This is a genomic window from Cytobacillus pseudoceanisediminis, from assembly GCF_023516215.1.
Classification (GTDB): Bacteria; Bacillota; Bacilli; order Bacillales; family Cytobacillaceae; genus Cytobacillus; species Cytobacillus pseudoceanisediminis.
Genome location: NZ_CP097349.1, coordinates 405,926 through 422,910 on the forward strand (window position 1 = coordinate 405,926; position 16,985 = coordinate 422,910).

Here is a 16,985-nt window from a genome sequence, read left to right on the forward strand (position 1 = left end):
TGTTTATGCGGATGCTTCCGGCTTATCCCGCTATTTCTTAAAAAAGAGGCAAAAGCTTCTATTCACAAGTTTGTCACAAGTACTTCTTTCTTCTTTCAAGAATATTTGCTAAAATTAGCATCGTAACTAATTAAAGCAGGTGAATGTATGAGAAAAAGAGTTTTTGCCATTATCGTTTCAGTTTTTATGCTTTTAGTCCTTTCAGCATGTGGACAGAGTGGCATAAAGGATGCGTTAAACTGGGAACTTGCAGATTTTAAGTATACAAATCAGGACAATCAGGAAATTGGTTTAAAGGATCTTGAAGGCAAGGTATGGGTTGCGGACTTTATTTTTACTAACTGTGAAGATGTATGTATGCCAATGACAGCTAATATGAAGAAGCTTCAGGATTTGGCTAAGAAGGAAGGCATTAAAAATATCGAATTTGTTTCTTTCAGTGTTGACCCCAAGGTTGATACACCGGAGGTATTAAAGGAATTTGCATCAACATACAATGCAGATTTCACCAATTGGCATTTTCTGACCGGCTATTCCCAGGAAGAAATTGAAAAGTATGCTATGGAATATTTCAAAGCCATTGTGAAAAAGCCGCAAACAGGCGATCAGGTTATCCATGGAACTGATTTTTACCTTGTTGACCAGAACGGCAATGTAATGAAATATTATACCGGTCTTAATGAAATTCCATTAGATGAAATAATGAATGATATTAAAGCCTTGCAATAGACCTTGGAAAAGGTCTATTTTTCTTTTCAGATAAGCCCGGGAACCTTCCGGGCAAAAGCTAATTCTTTTTAATAGTAAAGTACATGTTATAATATGATTGAATTATATAGGCAGGTGATAGTATGATAAAAAAATTCACCTTCATCTTTTTGATCATGCTTCTTCTCGCCTCCTGCAGTTCCTCAAACAACAGCGAAATCATTCATTCTGAAAAAGAATCTAAACTTGCACTTAAAGAGGAGATTCCCTTCGACTTTTTTCCAAGAAATATTACTGTTGCTGCAGTAGGGGACTCTTTAACCCAGGGGTTGGAGACAGTACTGAACGCGGAGGCTACGTGCCATATCTTGAAATGTCACTGGAAAAAGACAAAAGTGTGCAAGACGCTGTTTTTTATAATTTTGGAGTAAGAGGCAATCGTTCCGATCAATTATTGAAAAAGCTAGGGACTGAAGAAGTAAAAGATGTTGTGAAGAGTGCAGACGCGGTCATCATAACCATTGGCGGAAATGATGTGATGAAAGTAGTCCGCGAGAATTTTTCAAACCTAAAGCTGAGAGCTTTTGTTAAGGAAAAGAAAAAATATGAGCAGAATCTGATTGATGTTTTAGATGCGATTAAAGAGGTAAACCCTAATAGTAAAATCATTTTAATAGGATTATATAATCCCTTCTTAAAATGGTTTTCCGAAATAACGGAAATAAATGATATTCTTGAAGATTGGAATGTCACAAGCCAGACAATATTAAAAAAGTATCCGGGAACCTATTTTGTTGAAATAGATGATATTTTCGAAAATACCGATGATAATCTTTTATATACAGACTATTTTCACCCAAATGACAAAGGATATGAATTAATAGCTGACCGAGTTCATCAAATCCTCACAGAAGAAGTTCTGAAAGAAATTCCGTATAAAAGGAAAGCAGAAGGAAATGGAGAGAAGATTATTGAAAGATAGCAAATGGAAAAAGCTGTTTTTTGCGCTGCTGGTCATTAATGCACTCATCTTAATTGTGCTGTTTATTTTTATCAGCATGCCGGCAGATGATGAAGGCTATACAGCGATCACCGAGAATAGTGATAATTATGTTCCTTTTAACATAAAAGCCAATAAAGAAGACTTGAATAGAGTCATTAACCACTATCTTGAAAAAGAAGGACTGACAGGGGCAATAGATTATAAAGTTCTCTTGAATGATGAAGTTGATTTATATGGCACAATCCCTTTTTTCAGCCAGGATTTGCAAATGAAATTATCATTTGAACCAGAAGCCTTGGAGAATGGGGATGTTGTCCTCCAGCAAAAGTCCATATCTGTAGGGCAGCTGAATCTTCCTGTATCACATGTCCTAAAGCTGGTAAAAGACCGCTACAAGGTTCCAGAAGGGGTCACAATCCAGCCGCAGAAAGAACGAATTTATGTGTCGCTGCAGGAGATGAAGCTGAAAAGTGATGTGAAAGTAAAAGTGGATGAATTTAATTTAAAGCAGGATGATATTCGTTTTACCCTTCTTGTGCCGGTTAAATGAGAAAAGGGAATCCTTTCGCAAAGGATTCCTTTTTCTGTTAATGGGTATTTGAACCCATTAGTCTGGAATCAGAATTGCTTCAAGCACAGGCTCATTGGCAACAGAACCTACAGCCAATAGGGTGTAAGCCTGGTCTGCTTGAAATTGCATCCGAGGAATTGCCAGGGCTACATTGGGGGTGCCTGAAATCCTTGCTTCCAAGTCGACAGTCATTGGAGTTAAGGCCAGATATTTGCTTGCCTGCCTGAAAGCGATATTGGGAAAAACGACATCCCGGTTTTTTACGGCGATATCAACCGCAGGAGCATCAGCTGAAAGATGGGCAAATCTGACTTTTGTTTCTCCAGCAGGCACTTCATGGTGGTCTTCTAAAATAACAAGCTTTAATTTCGATGCAATTCCTGCGGCAGCAATTGTATAAGCCTTACCTGCGGCAGCAATGATTTTTCTGCTTAGAAGCGTGGACACCATATTGCCTGCTCGATATATGTCTATCTGATGCTTGCCGGCTGGCAGGGAAGCATAGCCGCTTGCTTCTTTATAGTGGAAGTCCTTCAAAATACGCGTACCGTCTACATAAATATCAACCTGACCGGCATCAGGTGAACCATGAAAGATCCGTACTTTTGCCTGCTGTCCCTCAGAAGGCTGCTGGTTTTGTGTCCGCATTATTTGAAAAGCCTGATTCAGGCAATGTAAATGTTTATAGTAATAAGCAATATGCTGTGCAGGATCAATATATTTAAAATACTGCGAAAGAAGATCATACTTAGCTGCTCTTTGGAAGTACCATTGCCGATTTCTCTCTGAAGCCATGCTTCTCCCTCCTAAATCTGCTCCAATAACATATGCTTCTGACTGGATGAATGCCACATGGGGAAAATGAAGTAGAGAAAAAAATAGGCTTTACTTCTGGTGCAATATTCCATATAATATAAACAAATAAACGAAAGCGGGTGATGTGCTATGAAAAGAGAAATTTATGCAAATACGTTCATTGTAAAAAATTCAGGCACAGCCCAAATGGAGATCGTTTAATCGAGCGGAACAGTTAGTTTTCCACTGCTTATTGAACCTTGCATTATTAAACCATGGGCTGATTGCCTATGGTTTTTTGTATGTAAATTAAATTTCTATAAGCATGGAGGAACAAACATTGACAATCAATAAATTTGGATTTAATAACTTTTTTAAAGAGGCTTTTTCAGTGTATGAAGATAAAGATTATCAAATTGGCCGTGTTGCACTAGAGCATAAAAGAATGTATCGCGTTTGGACAGATAACTCTGAAATGCTTTGCGAAGTATCAGGGAAGTTTTCTTTCAGTGCATCTTCAAGGGAAGATTATCCTGCTGTCGGTGACTGGGTTGTCATCAAAGAAAGGGCAGGAGAACAGCGAGGGACGATTCATGCTGTCCTTCCAAGAAAAAGCAAATTTTCACGGAAAACTGCAGGGATGAATACTGAAGAGCAAATTGTAGCAGCCAATGTAGACACTATTTTCCTTGTTAATTCTCTTAACGAGGATCTTAATTTAAGGAGATTGGAACGTTATTTGCTTTTATCATGGGAAAGCGGGGCAAATCCTGTTATAGTTCTTACCAAGGCTGATCTTTGTGAAAATCTGGAGGATCAGCTTGCTGATGTGGATAGTGTCGCCATGGGTGTTCCTGTTATCTCAATCAGCGTCATTGAAGAGAAGGGAATAGACCAGCTTAAGCCTTTTTTAGAGCCAGGAAAAACAATCGCCTTACTCGGCTCTTCAGGCGTAGGGAAATCCACTCTTACAAATTACCTTCTTGGCGAGGATAAGCAAAAAGTCCAGGATATTAGGATTAGTGATGATAAAGGAAAGCATACAACTACCCATCGGGAGCTCATCCTGCTGCCTGACGGTGCCATATTAATTGATACTCCAGGAATGAGAGAGCTTCAGCTGTGGGAAAGTGAAAATGGGCTTTCTGAAAGCTTCACAGATATTGAGCAAGCCGCTGAAAACTGCAGGTTCAGGGACTGTACACATGAAAATGAGCCAGGCTGTGCTGTGCATAGGTTGATAGAGGATGGAGACATATCAGGGGAACGTCTTAACAGCTATAAAAAGCTTCTCAAGGAACTCGCTTATCTGGACAGAAAGCAGGATAAGAGAGCCCAATCTGAAGAACGCAAACGCTGGAAAAAGTGAGTGCCGGAGCAAAGAACAAAAGAATGTGAAAATTCATAAACCTCAGAAACCTCTTCGCTAAAGAGGTTTCTTTTGCATATAAGGAATCTTTTCATTAATCTTATGTATATAGCTTTAAATTATCATTCTAAGGGAAAAAGTAAAAGATAGAAAAGTGCCGGAAAGAGGTGGAGTAAATGACAGAGAAACTATTTGAAAAGGCAACATTTGCAGGAGGCTGCTTTTGGTGTATGGTAAAACCTTTTGATGAACAGCCTGGAATTAAAGAAGTAATATCCGGATATACCGGAGGGAATGTAAAAAATCCTACTTACCAGCAAGTCTGTTCAGAAACGACTGGTCATTACGAAGCAGTTCAAATTACATTTGATCCTGTGGTTTTCCCATATGAAAAGCTTCTTGAACTATATTGGCAGCAGATTGACCCAACAGATGCAGGCGGGCAGTTCTATGATCGCGGCCAATCATATCAGACAGCGATTTTCTATCATAATGAAAAACAAAAGCAATCAGCAGTAGAATCCAAACAAAAGCTTGAAGAAACCGGACCATTTACGAAACCGATAGTTACCAGGATTCTGCCTGCTTCAGACTTTTATCCTGCAGAAGACTATCATCAGCATTATTACAAAAAAATCCGGATAGATACAGTTCCTATCAATCCGGCTCTGGAAGAAAGGCATTTATTAATAAGCATTGGGGTGAAAGATAATGGCAAAAAATAGAGAAGATTTAAAGCAGAAACTTGATCCAATGCAATATGAAGTCACTCAGAATAATGGCACGGAGCCGCCATTCCGCAATGAATATTGGAATGAATTTAAAGAGGGAATCTATGTCGATATTGTTTCCGGCAAGCCTCTCTTCAGCTCAAAAGACAAGTATGACGCAGGATGTGGCTGGCCAAGCTTCACAAAGCCCATACAGGATGAAGAAATTGTGGAAAAAGAAGATCGCAGCCACTTTATGGTTAGAACGGAAGTGAGAAGCAAATCAGCCGATTCTCATCTTGGTCATGTTTTTGATGATGGGCCGGGACCTGAGGGCCTCCGTTATTGCATTAATTCTGCTGCACTAAGGTTTATTCCTAAGGAAAAACTGGAGGAAGAAGGCTATAAAGAATTTCTGCAATTATTTAATGATGCAAACTAAGAAATGGAAGGTGTTTTTATGTTTAAGAAATTATTTGGCAAAAAGGAAGCAGTTAAAGCAATTGAGGTTAAGGCTGCTTTGACAGGCACGGCAGTTAATCTGGAAGACGTGCCTGATCCTGTATTTGCAGAAAGAATGATGGGGGACGGTATTGCAATCGAACCTGCAGAAGGGGTGGTTGTTTCCCCGGTAAATGGAGAAGTAGTTCAAGTGTTTCCTACCAAGCATGCAATTGGCATTCGTGCTGAGAATGGTGCAGAGATTTTAATTCATATAGGCCTTGAAACGGTTTCGATGAAAGGGGAAGGGTTTGAGACCCATATTTCCGAAGGATCAAAGGTCAGTGAAGGGGATAAGCTTGTCACTTTTGATTTAGCTCTAGTTAAAGAAAAGGCAAAGAGCACTATCACTCCGATCATTGTCACTAATGGCGACCAGGTCGCTTCTCTTGAGAAGAGTGTGGAGGGACCTGTGGCTAGAGGGACATCTACGATTATGACTGTTACTGCAAAATAATTAGAAAAAGCCGCCTAATTTTTAGGCGGCTTTTTCTGATTATTTCTTAAAAACTCCGGTCCTTTTCCGGAACTCCCTTCGAGGTCATTCCTCCAGATAGAATAAATTTCATTGCATTTTCCGGCTTAACATCTATGATCTCGATTTGATCCTTTGGTATTAAGAATGTGAAGCCGGCTACCTGGAAAGTCTGCGGAACATAGACAGCCGCATATTCCTTCAGCGGGTCATAAAATTCTTCCAATTCTTCTGAAGTAATAAACCCGAGACTCTTCATTTCGGTCCCAGGGATTGTAACCAATGCTACTTTTGAGAAAGATTTCTTTTCACCCAAGAAGGAATGGACAGTATCTTTAATGACTGTGTAAATCGTTTTAACAAGAGGAATTCTTTCCAGCATTCGATCCACAAGTTTAATAATGGAACCTGTAAGGAAATTGGTGGAAAGCCATCCTAATAAAGTAATCAGGATAAGTGTAGCTATTAGTCCGATTCCAGGGATATAATCATCTTTTAAATAAGGCTTTAAGAGATTCCCCAAAATGCTGTCTAAAAACAAAAAGGTTTTTACCACAACAAATATTGCTAAAATAATGGGCACAATTGTTAGAATCCCATTGATAAAATTCTTTAATAAACTTTTCATGAATTTCTCCTCAATCGAACGAAAAACCTTCCTATTCTGATCTGCTCAGGATGGAAGAAATTTGAATAACAGCATCGTTCGTGCTGTTGTTTACTGATTTTTCATCCGATACAATAAATTTCACATGGTGCGTTCCGTGATCAAGGCCGCTAATGATATACTGGTATCGCTCTTTAGTTAATGGCCACCAAGCGGATAAAGATGTGATATATGCATCATCTATAAAAACATCCATCTTTCCGCCTTTTTCACTTCGAATCATATTGACGCCTAGGAAGGGGCCGCTAAATTGATATTCAAGACTGTCACCCGCCTTGCTGCTCTCCCAAATGCCGTCTTTGTGAATAAATGAACCCGATATGTCCGTTACATGAGGAATCGATGCTATTTCAATATCCGCATTTTCATGAATGGGGGCAGAAAGTTCAGCAATTTCTGCATGACTGCCGGCTAATTCTCTTATTTTCTTTATTAGTGTATCTGCATATATTTTGTAGCCCTCATCATTTGGATGGACCATATCCTTTGTCAGTTCCTGAGCAGGCAATCCGGATTGTCCGAACGGCTTTCTCATATCCACATTTTTTGCGCCATAGTGATTAGAAATAACAGAAATGGCCTGGACAAATGCTTCATTATCAAGCGGATTTTCTGTAATGGTTATGATCTCGGTATCAGGGTAGAGCTGTTTGGTTTTCCGGATAAGCCCTTCGTAGAAATATGAAAATTGCTTTTCATCCATATATTTGCGGTCATTCTCCCCAAACACGATAAAAGTTAAATCAATTTTCCCTAAATGTTCGGATTGCTGAAGCTTATATAAGCCTTCAAAGGCAGTGGCACCGCTTTGGACTATAGAATGCCTTCTGGCTTTGATTTCAAATTCACTATGAAGATGCCGCTCAAGCCTTGTAAACCATGCAGATGATTTGGAGGTCGCACCTGACCCCCTGCCAATGCTATCCCCGATAATGAGGTAATTGATATTCTCTTTTGATGATAACTTTTGATACACGTTAGTTGGATTTGCCCCTTCAACTTTAGATAGGCTATCAAACAAATGATACAAACCATATATAAAAGTGATGATAAAAAAATATATGCCGATCTTCCTTTTCTTCATTGGTTTGAATCCCCGCTTCTTTTCTGAATCCTTAATGTTATCGTACCCTAATAATGGCTATGGGGGAAGATTTAAAATGGAGTTCAGCGTTTTTTTATAAAAATGGGCAAATGCACATGCGGGTCAAGTTCTCCGCACATACATTAATATTGAAAATGCCCAAGAAATCTTGTTGAGGAGTGATTATTAATGTATAAAGGTGCAGTTGCTGGTGCTGGCTACGACCAATGTTTTCCAGGATATGGATATCCTGTAGCGGGTGCTCAATATGGAGGATGCGGATATGGCGGTTTCGCATTGATCGTCGTATTGTTCATTCTATTGATCATTATCGGAGCATGCTGCTGTGGAAATTGGTAATATAAAATGAATCTTGTGGAGGCTGCTCTTTAGGAGCAGCCTTCAGTTTGTTAAGGGGCCAGCAATTGCGGTTTATTCGCGGAATTTTACATAAACTTTTGTAAAACCGAACAATATTGATTAATTTTATTAAATAGTTCGTAAAAAGATTGACCATTTATTCAGTGTTTGATATAGTTACCTAGGGTTGATGAAATTAACGAATAATGCGTCTGGGGGAATAGGACGATGAATGCAAATTATGATGTTATTGTTGTCGGTGCTGGACCGGCTGGAATATTTACTTGTTATGAACTAACACTAAAAATGCCTGAAGCAAATATTTTATTAATTGATAAAGGTCATGATATTTATCGGAGGAATTGTCCGATTTTACAGAAAAAGATTGAGAAATGCCCGCCGGCCGCGGAAGAAAAGAGTATGCAGGGTGTTTGCCGGCATGTTCAATCACCAATGGTTTTGGCGGAGCAGGGGCTTATTCAGATGGGAAATTCAATATTACAAGTGAATTCGGCGGCTGGATGACAGATTATCTCCCTGATTCCCAGGTTGTTGAATTGATCAAATATGTAGATGAAATTAATTTGAAACACGGTGCAACTGAAAGCATCACAGATCCAATGACGGCTGAAGTGAGAGATATTGAGCGCCGCGGTTATGCAGCGGGACTGAAACTTCTTCGTGCACAGGTTAGGCATTTAGGTACGGAGCAGAACCTTGAAATACTAAAAAGCATTTATGAATATTTGCGTGAAAAAATTGATATGTCTTATAAGACAGAGGTTGAAGATCTTATAACCGAAAAAACGCCTGATGGCCATCGCATTATGGGGGTTAAGCTTAAGTCCGGAAATGAAGTTCATGCTGATAAGGTGGTTGTAGCACCCGGGAGAGATGGATCTGTTTGGCTGGCAAACCTCCTGAAGTCCCGCCGCTTAAAGATGATCAATAATCAAGTCGACATTGGTGTCCGGGTCGAAACTTCCAATATTGTCATGGAAGAGATTAATAAACATCTTTACGAAGGAAAGTTCACATTTAATACATCTGTCGGTACAAGAGTTCGGACATTCTGCAGCAATCCTTCTGGCCATGTCGTAGTGGAAAACCACTCCGGAATCATGCTGGCGAATGGCCATGCTTATAAAGACCCTAAACTGGGAAGCCCGAATACAAACTTTGCTCTGCTTGTATCCCATACATTCTCAGAACCGTTTGATAAGCCAAATGAGTATGCACACGAAATCTCAAGGCTTGCCAACAGCCTTTCAAACGGCGGAATCATTGTTCAAAAGTATGGAGATATATTAAAAGGAAGAAGATCAACTGAGAAGAGGATTAAAGAAGGTTTCCTGGAGCCAACCTTAAAAGAGGCGGTACCTGGCGACCTAGGCCTTGTGCTTCCATATAATACAATGAAAAGCCTGATTGAAATGACTGAGGCTTTAAACCATGTATCTCCTGGTCTTGCATCAGAACATACACTTTTTTATGGCGTAGAGGCAAAATTCTACTCTGCGCGCCCAAGACTTAATAACCGTTTCGAAACGGAAATTAGCGGCCTTTATGTCGGCGGGGACGGTGCAGGCATCACTAGAGGTCTCGCACAAGCGGGAGCTTGCGGAGTCTGGATTGCAAGGGATATCGTAGAAAAGAAAAGCAATGCACCAAGAAGGGAAGCTGCAATAGTATAAAAGCAGAAAGGCCAAGCTGAAAAGCTGGCCTTTTTTCAATATGTAAAAACAGTCATTTCTTAACGAGATTGTATCTGATAAAATGTAAAAAAATAAACAAGGCTCAAAGGAGCAAAGGAGAGGACATAATGCTTGCAGAGCGTTTAAAGCCAGGAGATGAAATCCGGGTCATTGCACCGGCAAGAAGCATGGCCATCATAAAAGGCGAACAATTGCGAATTGCCCAGGAACGGCTGAATCAGCTTGGATTCACAATAACATACGGCAAAAATGCAGAATTGCATGATGAGTTTTTCAGTACTTCTATTGAAGAGAGAATTGAAGATTTGCATGATGCTTTTACTGATCCTAATGTAAAGGGGATCCTCACAGTGATTGGCGGCTATAACGCCAACCAGCTTTTGAATTACATAGACTTCGAGATAATAAAAAACAATCCGAAAATACTTTGCGGATTTAGTGATATCACGGCACTGCAGGGAGCAATTTATAAAAAAACAGGATTGATCACCTATTCAGGCCCGCATTTTTCAAGCTTCGGTGTGAAACATGGGTTTGAGTACACTCTTGATTCTTTTATTAATGCAGTAACCAATGACGCTCCCTATGAAATCCTCGCTTCGTCAGATTGGAGTGATGATCCATGGTATCTTGATCAGGAAGACAGGCATTTCATCAAAAATAATGGGTATACGGTAATCCAGGAAGGGGATGCAGAAGGGAGATTAATTGGAGGAAATTTATGCACACTTAATTTGCTGCAGGGGACAGAATTCATGCCATCATTAAAGGATTCAATCTTATTTATTGAAGATGATGAGGAATCACATGCTCTTACATTTGATCGGGATCTTCAATCACTCCTGCACCTGCCTGATGCTCAAGGCATCAAAGGAATCCTGATTGGCAGATTTCAGAAGAATTCCCAGGTTACCGAAGAGGCACTGAGAAAGATTATTGAGTCAAAAAAAGAGCTTCACGGCATTCCTGTGATAGCTGATGTGAATTTTGGCCATGTACAGCCTTATGCCACTATCCCGATTGGAGGAAGGGCAGCAATAAAAGCAAAAGGTTTTGAAAGTGAAATTTGGATTGAACAGAGATAATTAATCCCCGGATCATATGCCGGGGTATTTTTATGCAAAGAAAAAAATACAACCATTTCCTGTAGTAAATCTCTGTAAATGTTTGTATTATATTTCTATCATACCCAAATGAGGTGCACAATGGAAATTCTGGAAAATCTAAAAGGCCTGGCAGAAGACAGGCAGTTTTTAAAGGCGCTGAATGTTCTGGCTAATGAGTTGGAAGATATGAAAAAATCAAAATTCTCAATTATTAAGAATAAATTAGCAAAAATATCTTCAGTTGAAGATTTTAAGCTGCTCATTCGATTATTTGACCGTGGAGTGATGTACCAATATAGCGGGTTTCTTGCCCGCTATGCACACAGGCGTTTTAAAACACTTCAAACCGCCATTTGGTATTGCGATGAGTTAATTGACAGTGGAAGGTCACTGGAAGCAAATTATATTATAACGGAATATTTGAAAAAGATGCCGCATGAAGCAGAAACTGAGCTGAGGATAAGTGCTTTATTTACAGAAGTACATAGCCTTCTTGAGTTAAAAAGAACAAAAGAAGCAGTGAAAAAGCTCGTTGAAATGGAGGCGATCAGCGAAAAGCCAATCTGGGATAAACTTGGATTTTATTATCTGCAGATAGGAGACCGTGCAAAGGCAGAATCTCATTTAACTGCTGGCCTGAGAGATGAAGAACGGGGACTTGCTTGTTATCTTTTGTTATCAGATCTATACGCATCAAATGGAGGAGGGGGAAAGTCTCTTCAAACGATTAAAGAAGGCATGGAAGTCCACCCGCAGGCGCCTGCATTAAAATTGGAGCTTATTCGCAGATACAGAGATTTCGGCTTGCATGAGGACATGCTAGCAGAAATGAGTGAGCTCGATCGACTTGTTCCTTTTCACAGCTATGAGTGCTATTTTGAACATCTTAGAGCTCTTTCCTACTATCAAAAAGATGAACTTGAAAAATTACATCACTTTATCTCTCAGAAGAAAATGAAGGACGGTCCTTTCTCAGGAGATAAGGGGTTTTCTGAAACAGGTGATGCAGTAAAGCTCTCAATCAATCCAATTGTACAGAAAAGCAATTACTGTGTGCCTGCCAGCTTTGAAATGCTCTTTTCTTATTTTGGTAAAAAGGAAACTCAGGATGATATTGCTGAACATATTTTTGATGTGACTGGTTCAAAGCTGTCTGCATCTGCGGAATACCTTGAAAAAAAGGTTTCGCATACCGTTTCTTTACGGGTGAAAAGGAGCGTTATAAGGCATTATTGCAGCAGGGGATACCCATCATCCTTAGTGTGGACTTTGAGGCATCTTCACATGTGCAGGTTATGATTGGGATTGATGAACGATTTGGCTTTTATTTGGTACAAGATCCAAACTTTCTTGATACAATGTATGTTCCTTATGGGGAGTTCCAAAAGCTTGCTGTAAATACTAACTTTTTGTCGATTGCGGCAGTGCCAATAGAGAGAGAGGCGGAGCTTGAATTCCTGCCTATGGATGATCACCTGTATTATAAAAAACTTCACTCCCTTTCGGAAATGGTTGAAGAAGACATAATGAAAAGTGAACCTGCTATGGCAGACTTTTTATCTTCTTCAATGAATGAGCCTTATACGCTCATATATACATTAAAATTTTTTTCCGGGGATAAACATAAAGAATTCATTATTAAATGTTCCGAAAAGCTGCTGGCCATTTTTCCTGAGTCAGACTTTTTTAAGCTGTATGCAGCTCAGGCATATATACGTTTAAACGAAATCGATCGAGCGGAAAAGACTTTATCACTTGTCAATAGAAAAACCTTTAGCCCATTATACCAATATTTGAGTGGAAGGATCCAGATGTATAAGGACCAATACTATTCTGCGATTGGCTATTTCAGAAAATCCCTTCAGCTTGACCCAGACCAATACTATATTTGGAGTTATATTGCGCTGTGCTTCCTCTATAATTCTGAGACGGAAAATGCGAAAGAAATGTCAGACATTGCACTAAATATAAATGAGCAAGACCGCTTTATTAGAGTAAATCATGCCATAATTCTTACGGATCAGGAAAAGTACAATGAAGCACGCTCGATATTCAGCCAGCTTCTTCGTGAAGATCATGGTGATGCGCATGTATGGTATGAGAGAGCGAAGCTTGACCAGGCAGAAGGAAAAATCCGCAAAGCAGAAAGAGGCTACATAATTTCAGCCAGCCTTGATGCTGAAATTTCTTATCCATATCTGGCTCTTGCCGACTGCTATGAATATTTGTTTGAAGATAAAATGCGTGCTGAAGAGATTTTACTGAAAGGAGCGGGGGTATCAGGAAGTCCGCAGATTTTAATTCGCTTGGGTGATCTTTACAAAGATCATGAGGAATATGAAAAAGCAGAGAGTATTTACTTCTCCTGTATTGAAGAAAATCCTAATGAGGTTTTTGCCTATCTGGGTTATGCATTTGCTATCTCTGAAATGAAGAGGCCAGATGAAGCAGCAGAATTTATAAGACAACATGAAGAACGTTTCAGTGAGGATAGCGAATTTTTAATAAATGGGGGCAAACTGGTTACAGACTTTGCACAAGACCTGAAGGATTCCCACCTGCTGGAGGCAGGAATGTCTCTAATTGAAAGGGGATTTAACTACGTTGATCAAAATCTGAATGAAGCCCTGGAGCTATATGTAAATATAGCAGAAGAGTCGCCTTATGTGAATCGTGCAATCGCTTTTCTGGAAGCAAAGGCTGATGAAGACTCTCAAACTGACTATCTATGCTATACGGGCACTTTATATGAAAGTGCTGAGCGATATGCTGAAGCAATTAGCCTTTATAAAAGAGCCATCGGGGAAAATGAAACAGCTTTTCCATACTACAGGCTGGGGGAAACGTATTTTAGACTTGAAAAGTTTGAACCGGCGATTAAAGCATTTAGAAAATGTCTTGATCTTAATCCTGAAACAGAGGGGGCATATAGCCGCATTGCACAAATCTATGGGATTTTAGGAAATGAACTGAAGGAAGCAGAGTATATGCTGAAGCTGATTGATAAGGCTCCTCTAAGAGTTAATATTGAATATTTATCAAGCTTACTATCCATGGAAGAGCTTCGGGGGTTATTGAAAAATTAATTCGTATGCAGGGTGAAGTTCTGGAAACATGGAGATTGGATAGCCTTGCTTATGCTTATGGAGCTGCAGGTGACAGAATCAAGGAAGAGGAATGTCTTTTGCAGGCCCTGAATCTGGATTCTCAATTAGCTGAAATAAAACATCACTATTCAAAATTGCTTATAGAGAATAAGAAATATAAAGAGGCTAGGAAGCTTCTGGAGGAACTTATTAAAGAATATTGGGATGATGAAGACATATATGAAACTTTAATTGTGCTATTTGTCGAAACCAATAAAATTTTACACCTTCCGGCATTCCTCGGGAAAATTAGAACTGAAAAAACGGAAAAAAGCCAGGTATTCTTAAAGGCAGCTGATGCATTGGCCCAGCATGCAAGCGGTGTGGATTGGGAAGCTGATCAAAATTCCTCCTTCATTGGAAGGTTTGTTCAAAAGATGAGAGAGAAGACAAAGCAGATCACTTTGTTTGGAGTGATTATCGACTTATATGAATCCTCAATCAGACATAATCCGTTTAATAAAAATGCACCAATCGGTCTTGCGGGATTCTATGAATCTGTAAATCTTGAGGAGGATGCCAAAAAGGTTCTGAAATCTTCTCTTGAAAAAGGTTGGGATTTTATTACAGCCTATCAGCTTGTACAGATCCATATGGCGGGCGGGAATGATCCCATTGAGGAAGCGGCAGAGATGAACACAGCAATAAAACTGCTGGATGCCTGCCTAAAAGAAAAGCCGAACGATACACATCTCATGCTCTTAAAGGCAGTTGCATTTACACACAGGATGCGATTCACCCAGGCAGAAACAATCTTAAGAAAGGTGTTAACAGAAAATCCGTATGAAAAAGAAGCCCATTTTAGATACGGACAATTATTAAATAAAAGAAAACGGTATGAAGAAGCAATAGAGATTATGGAAGAAGGATTAAAGTTTCATACCGATGATACTTCCTTATATATTGAACTGGCTATTTCTTTTCATAAAATAAAGGATGTTGAAAAATCACTAAAACTAATGGAGGAAGCGCTTGAAATTGATCCTGATCTTTTGATAGCGAGATATAATAAAGCTTGCTATCTATCAATCTTAAATAAATTGAAAGAAGCTGAAGAAGAACTTGAGTATGTCTTTCATCATGATGAAGAAGGATATTTTCAAGAACTTGCAGAGGAAGACATTGATCTGATGAACCTGAAAAAAGCATTATTTAACCAAAAAAACAGCCGATTACACCGGCTGTTTTTTTAATTCCTGCAAATGGTTCATTTTAAAGATATGAATATTCTTTAAGAAAGATTTTGGAAGTCATTTCATATATTTTAATATATTGGCCCAGAAGATAGCGTCACACTTTACAATTCTGCTTCAACTTTAGAGCCCAAGACGCTTTTTTCCACGAATAACAATGGAGGGGTTTCTGAAATGGATCAATCAAACCTAATTAAGCCAATGCTTCATGCACATTATCCAGTTATTGATTATGGCATAGGCGTCTATTTATATGATACTGACGGAAAGGAATATTTGGATGCATCGTCTGGCGCGATAACGGCAAATATTGGCCATGGTGTTGAGGAAATCATTGAGGCAATGCATGAACAGGCTAAGAAAGTCTCTTTTGTGTATCGTTCGCAATTTACCAGCGGGGCAGCTGAAAAGCTGGCTCTTAAAATCGCGGAAGCGGCAATTGGCGACTTAAATTGGAGCTTTTTTGTGAACAGCGGCTCTGAGGCCACTGAAACAGCTATGAAAATTGCGATTCAATACTGGCAGGAAAAAGGCATTCAGACAAAAACAAAGGTGCTTTCAAGGTGGATGAGCTATCATGGCATAACTCTGGGTGCTTTATCAATGTCAGGTCATACGGGCAGAAGGGCGCGTTTCATACCGCTGCTTGAAGATTTTCCTGTCATTCATCCGCCATATTGCTATAGGTGTCCATACAAGCTGGAAGCGCCTGAATGCGGATATCTGTGTGCCCATGAACTTGAAACCGTCATTAAACGGATAGGGCAAGAGAATATTGCTGCATTTATCGCAGAGCCAGTCATTGGGGCTGCAGGGGGTGCTATAACCCCTCCAAAAGATTACTACAGGATAATAAAAGAAATTTGTGACCGGCATGACATTTTATTTATTGCTGATGAGGTTATGACCGGTTTTGGCAGAACGGGCACAATGCTTGCCTGCGAGCAATGGAATGTAAAACCTGATATTGTCGCACTTGGTAAAGGAATGGGGGCCGGGTATGCTCCGATTGCGGCTGCCCTTGTAAGCGATGAAATTATGAAGCCTATTTTGGCAGGGTCAAAGAGCATTATGAGCGGCCATACCTTAAGTGCCAATCCTCAGTCCTGCGCAGTTTCTCTCGCAGTGCTTGAGTATATTGAAAAAAACAACATCATCCCTGAAGTGGATAGCAAAGGTGTGTATTTGAAAAATAAGCTGACAAAACTGCAATCCAAATTTTCTTTTATTGGTGATGTAAGAGGAAAAGGACTAATGATCGGACTTGAATTTGTAAAAGATCATCTGTCCAGAGAGCCGTTTTCGAGAAGGTTTAATCTGACACAGAGATTAATACAGGAAGCGCAGGAACAGGGACTGCTTATTTACCCGGCGGGGGCAGGCAAAACCGGCATCGATGGAGATGCTGTATTGATTGCACCGCCGCTTACCATTACCAAAAGGGAAATTGATGATCTGGTGAAAAGGTTTGAAGGGACTTTGCAGATTTTCACAGAAAAACACTTGATCTTTGCTGAGGAAGAGGCTGAATAAATATGGAGAACACTTATAACAAAATCATTGAAATTGATGAGGCAATGAA

The 16,985-nt window shown here is 39.7% G+C and carries 15 protein-coding genes and 2 pseudogenes; 14 read left to right on the forward strand and 3 right to left on the reverse strand.

Annotation, left to right across the window (positions count from 1 at the left end; genetic code table 11):
- Window positions 1-147 precede the first annotated feature (147 nt).
- From M5V91_RS02245 to M5V91_RS02255, 3 genes are all read left to right on the forward strand, one after another.
- Window positions 148-729 carry an SCO family protein gene (locus M5V91_RS02245; protein ID WP_009332611.1) on the forward strand — a complete coding sequence of 194 codons (582 nt, stop codon included), beginning with the start codon at window positions 148-150 and terminating at the stop codon, window positions 727-729.
- 337 nt (window positions 730-1,066) lie between these two features.
- Complete coding sequence (locus M5V91_RS02250; protein ID WP_284521694.1) at window positions 1,067-1,690, forward strand: GDSL-type esterase/lipase family protein; 624 nt, start codon at window positions 1,067-1,069, stop codon at window positions 1,688-1,690.
- Entirely contained in the window at window positions 1,680-2,261 is a 582-nt protein-coding gene (locus M5V91_RS02255) for a YpmS family protein (protein WP_009332609.1), read from the forward strand. The genes M5V91_RS02250 and M5V91_RS02255 overlap by 11 nt, the downstream gene beginning before the upstream one ends.
- A 57-nt stretch (window positions 2,262-2,318) precedes the next feature.
- On the opposite strand, the gene M5V91_RS02260 is transcribed toward M5V91_RS02255, so the two are convergent.
- Entirely contained in the window at window positions 2,319-3,077 is a 759-nt protein-coding gene (locus tag M5V91_RS02260) for a DUF4397 domain-containing protein (protein ID WP_284521695.1), read from the reverse strand.
- A gap of 340 nt (window positions 3,078-3,417) precedes the next feature.
- Between M5V91_RS02260 and rsgA the strand changes: the two genes are divergently transcribed.
- The 4 genes and pseudogenes from rsgA to M5V91_RS02280 all read left to right on the forward strand — a co-directional run bounded on the left by rsgA (window position 3,418) and on the right by M5V91_RS02280 (window position 6,114).
- Window positions 3,418-4,446 carry a ribosome small subunit-dependent GTPase A gene (gene rsgA / locus M5V91_RS02265; RefSeq protein ID WP_284521696.1) on the forward strand — a complete coding sequence of 343 codons (1,029 nt, stop codon included), beginning with the start codon at window positions 3,418-3,420 and terminating at the stop codon, window positions 4,444-4,446.
- Between the two features lie 176 nt (window positions 4,447-4,622).
- Window positions 4,623-5,158, forward strand: a pseudogene (msrA, locus tag M5V91_RS02270) (peptide-methionine (S)-S-oxide reductase MsrA).
- Window positions 5,158-5,598 carry a peptide-methionine (R)-S-oxide reductase MsrB gene (gene msrB, locus M5V91_RS02275; RefSeq protein ID WP_251175465.1) on the forward strand — a complete coding sequence of 147 codons (441 nt, stop codon included), beginning with the start codon at window positions 5,158-5,160 and terminating at the stop codon, window positions 5,596-5,598. Before msrA ends, msrB begins: the two are co-directional and overlap by 1 nt.
- Window positions 5,599-5,616: 18 nt before the next feature.
- Entirely contained in the window at window positions 5,617-6,114 is a 498-nt protein-coding gene (locus M5V91_RS02280) for a PTS sugar transporter subunit IIA (protein ID WP_019379710.1), read from the forward strand.
- Window positions 6,115-6,160: 46 nt separating this feature from the next.
- Here M5V91_RS02280 and M5V91_RS02285 read toward each other — a convergent pair whose 3' ends face one another.
- Entirely contained in the window at window positions 6,161-6,760 is a 600-nt protein-coding gene (locus M5V91_RS02285; protein ID WP_009332601.1) for a DUF502 domain-containing protein, read from the reverse strand.
- 31 nt (window positions 6,761-6,791) lie between these two features.
- Window positions 6,792-7,883, reverse strand: coding sequence for an SGNH/GDSL hydrolase family protein (locus M5V91_RS02290; RefSeq protein WP_019379708.1), 1,092 nt, complete (start codon window positions 7,881-7,883; stop codon window positions 6,792-6,794).
- A gap of 189 nt (window positions 7,884-8,072) precedes the next feature.
- Between M5V91_RS02290 and M5V91_RS02295 the strand changes: the two genes are divergently transcribed.
- The 7 genes and pseudogenes from M5V91_RS02295 (at window position 8,073) to M5V91_RS02325 (ending at window position 16,936) form a co-directional block, all read left to right on the forward strand.
- The gene (locus tag M5V91_RS02295) at window positions 8,073-8,243 is read left to right on the forward strand and encodes a YjcZ family sporulation protein (RefSeq protein ID WP_009332599.1); all 171 of its coding nucleotides are present in this window, start codon (window positions 8,073-8,075) and stop codon (window positions 8,241-8,243) included.
- Window positions 8,244-8,471: 228 nt separating this feature from the next.
- Window positions 8,472-9,937 (forward strand): annotated as a pseudogene (locus tag M5V91_RS02300) (NAD(P)/FAD-dependent oxidoreductase).
- A gap of 128 nt (window positions 9,938-10,065) precedes the next feature.
- Complete coding sequence (locus M5V91_RS02305) at window positions 10,066-11,043, forward strand: S66 family peptidase (RefSeq protein WP_019379706.1); 978 nt, start codon at window positions 10,066-10,068, stop codon at window positions 11,041-11,043.
- A gap of 120 nt (window positions 11,044-11,163) precedes the next feature.
- Window positions 11,164-12,363 carry a C39 family peptidase gene (locus tag M5V91_RS02310; protein ID WP_284521697.1) on the forward strand — a complete coding sequence of 400 codons (1,200 nt, stop codon included), beginning with the start codon at window positions 11,164-11,166 and terminating at the stop codon, window positions 12,361-12,363.
- Entirely contained in the window at window positions 12,297-14,150 is a 1,854-nt protein-coding gene (locus M5V91_RS02315; RefSeq protein WP_284521698.1) for a tetratricopeptide repeat protein, read from the forward strand. Before M5V91_RS02310 ends, M5V91_RS02315 begins: the two co-directional genes overlap by 67 nt.
- Window positions 14,151-14,185: 35 nt before the next feature.
- Window positions 14,186-15,403, forward strand: coding sequence for a tetratricopeptide repeat protein (locus M5V91_RS02320; protein WP_284521699.1), 1,218 nt, complete (start codon window positions 14,186-14,188; stop codon window positions 15,401-15,403).
- A gap of 174 nt (window positions 15,404-15,577) precedes the next feature.
- Entirely contained in the window at window positions 15,578-16,936 is a 1,359-nt protein-coding gene (locus tag M5V91_RS02325; protein ID WP_251175756.1) for an aspartate aminotransferase family protein, read from the forward strand.
- Window positions 16,937-16,985: the final 49 nt, after the last annotated feature.

What these genes read in the sequence shown, in the direction of transcription:
- M5V91_RS02245 (WP_009332611.1), top strand. Translation starts at nt 148, where the DNA reads ATGAGAAAAAGAGTTTTTGCCATTATCGTTTCAGTTTTTATGCTTTTA.
- M5V91_RS02260 (WP_284521695.1), bottom strand. Translation starts at nt 3,077, where the DNA reads ATGGCTTCAGAGAGAAATCGGCAATGGTACTTCCAAAGAGCAGCTAAG.
- msrB (WP_251175465.1), top strand. Translation starts at nt 5,158, where the DNA reads ATGGCAAAAAATAGAGAAGATTTAAAGCAGAAACTTGATCCAATGCAA.
- M5V91_RS02280 (WP_019379710.1), top strand. Translation starts at nt 5,617, where the DNA reads ATGTTTAAGAAATTATTTGGCAAAAAGGAAGCAGTTAAAGCAATTGAG.
- M5V91_RS02285 (WP_009332601.1), bottom strand. Translation starts at nt 6,760, where the DNA reads ATGAAAAGTTTATTAAAGAATTTTATCAATGGGATTCTAACAATTGTG.
- M5V91_RS02290 (WP_019379708.1), bottom strand. Translation starts at nt 7,883, where the DNA reads ATGAAGAAAAGGAAGATCGGCATATATTTTTTTATCATCACTTTTATA.
- M5V91_RS02295 (WP_009332599.1), top strand. Translation starts at nt 8,073, where the DNA reads ATGTATAAAGGTGCAGTTGCTGGTGCTGGCTACGACCAATGTTTTCCA.
- M5V91_RS02305 (WP_019379706.1), top strand. Translation starts at nt 10,066, where the DNA reads ATGCTTGCAGAGCGTTTAAAGCCAGGAGATGAAATCCGGGTCATTGCA.
- M5V91_RS02310 (WP_284521697.1), top strand. Translation starts at nt 11,164, where the DNA reads ATGGAAATTCTGGAAAATCTAAAAGGCCTGGCAGAAGACAGGCAGTTT.
- M5V91_RS02325 (WP_251175756.1), top strand. Translation starts at nt 15,578, where the DNA reads ATGGATCAATCAAACCTAATTAAGCCAATGCTTCATGCACATTATCCA.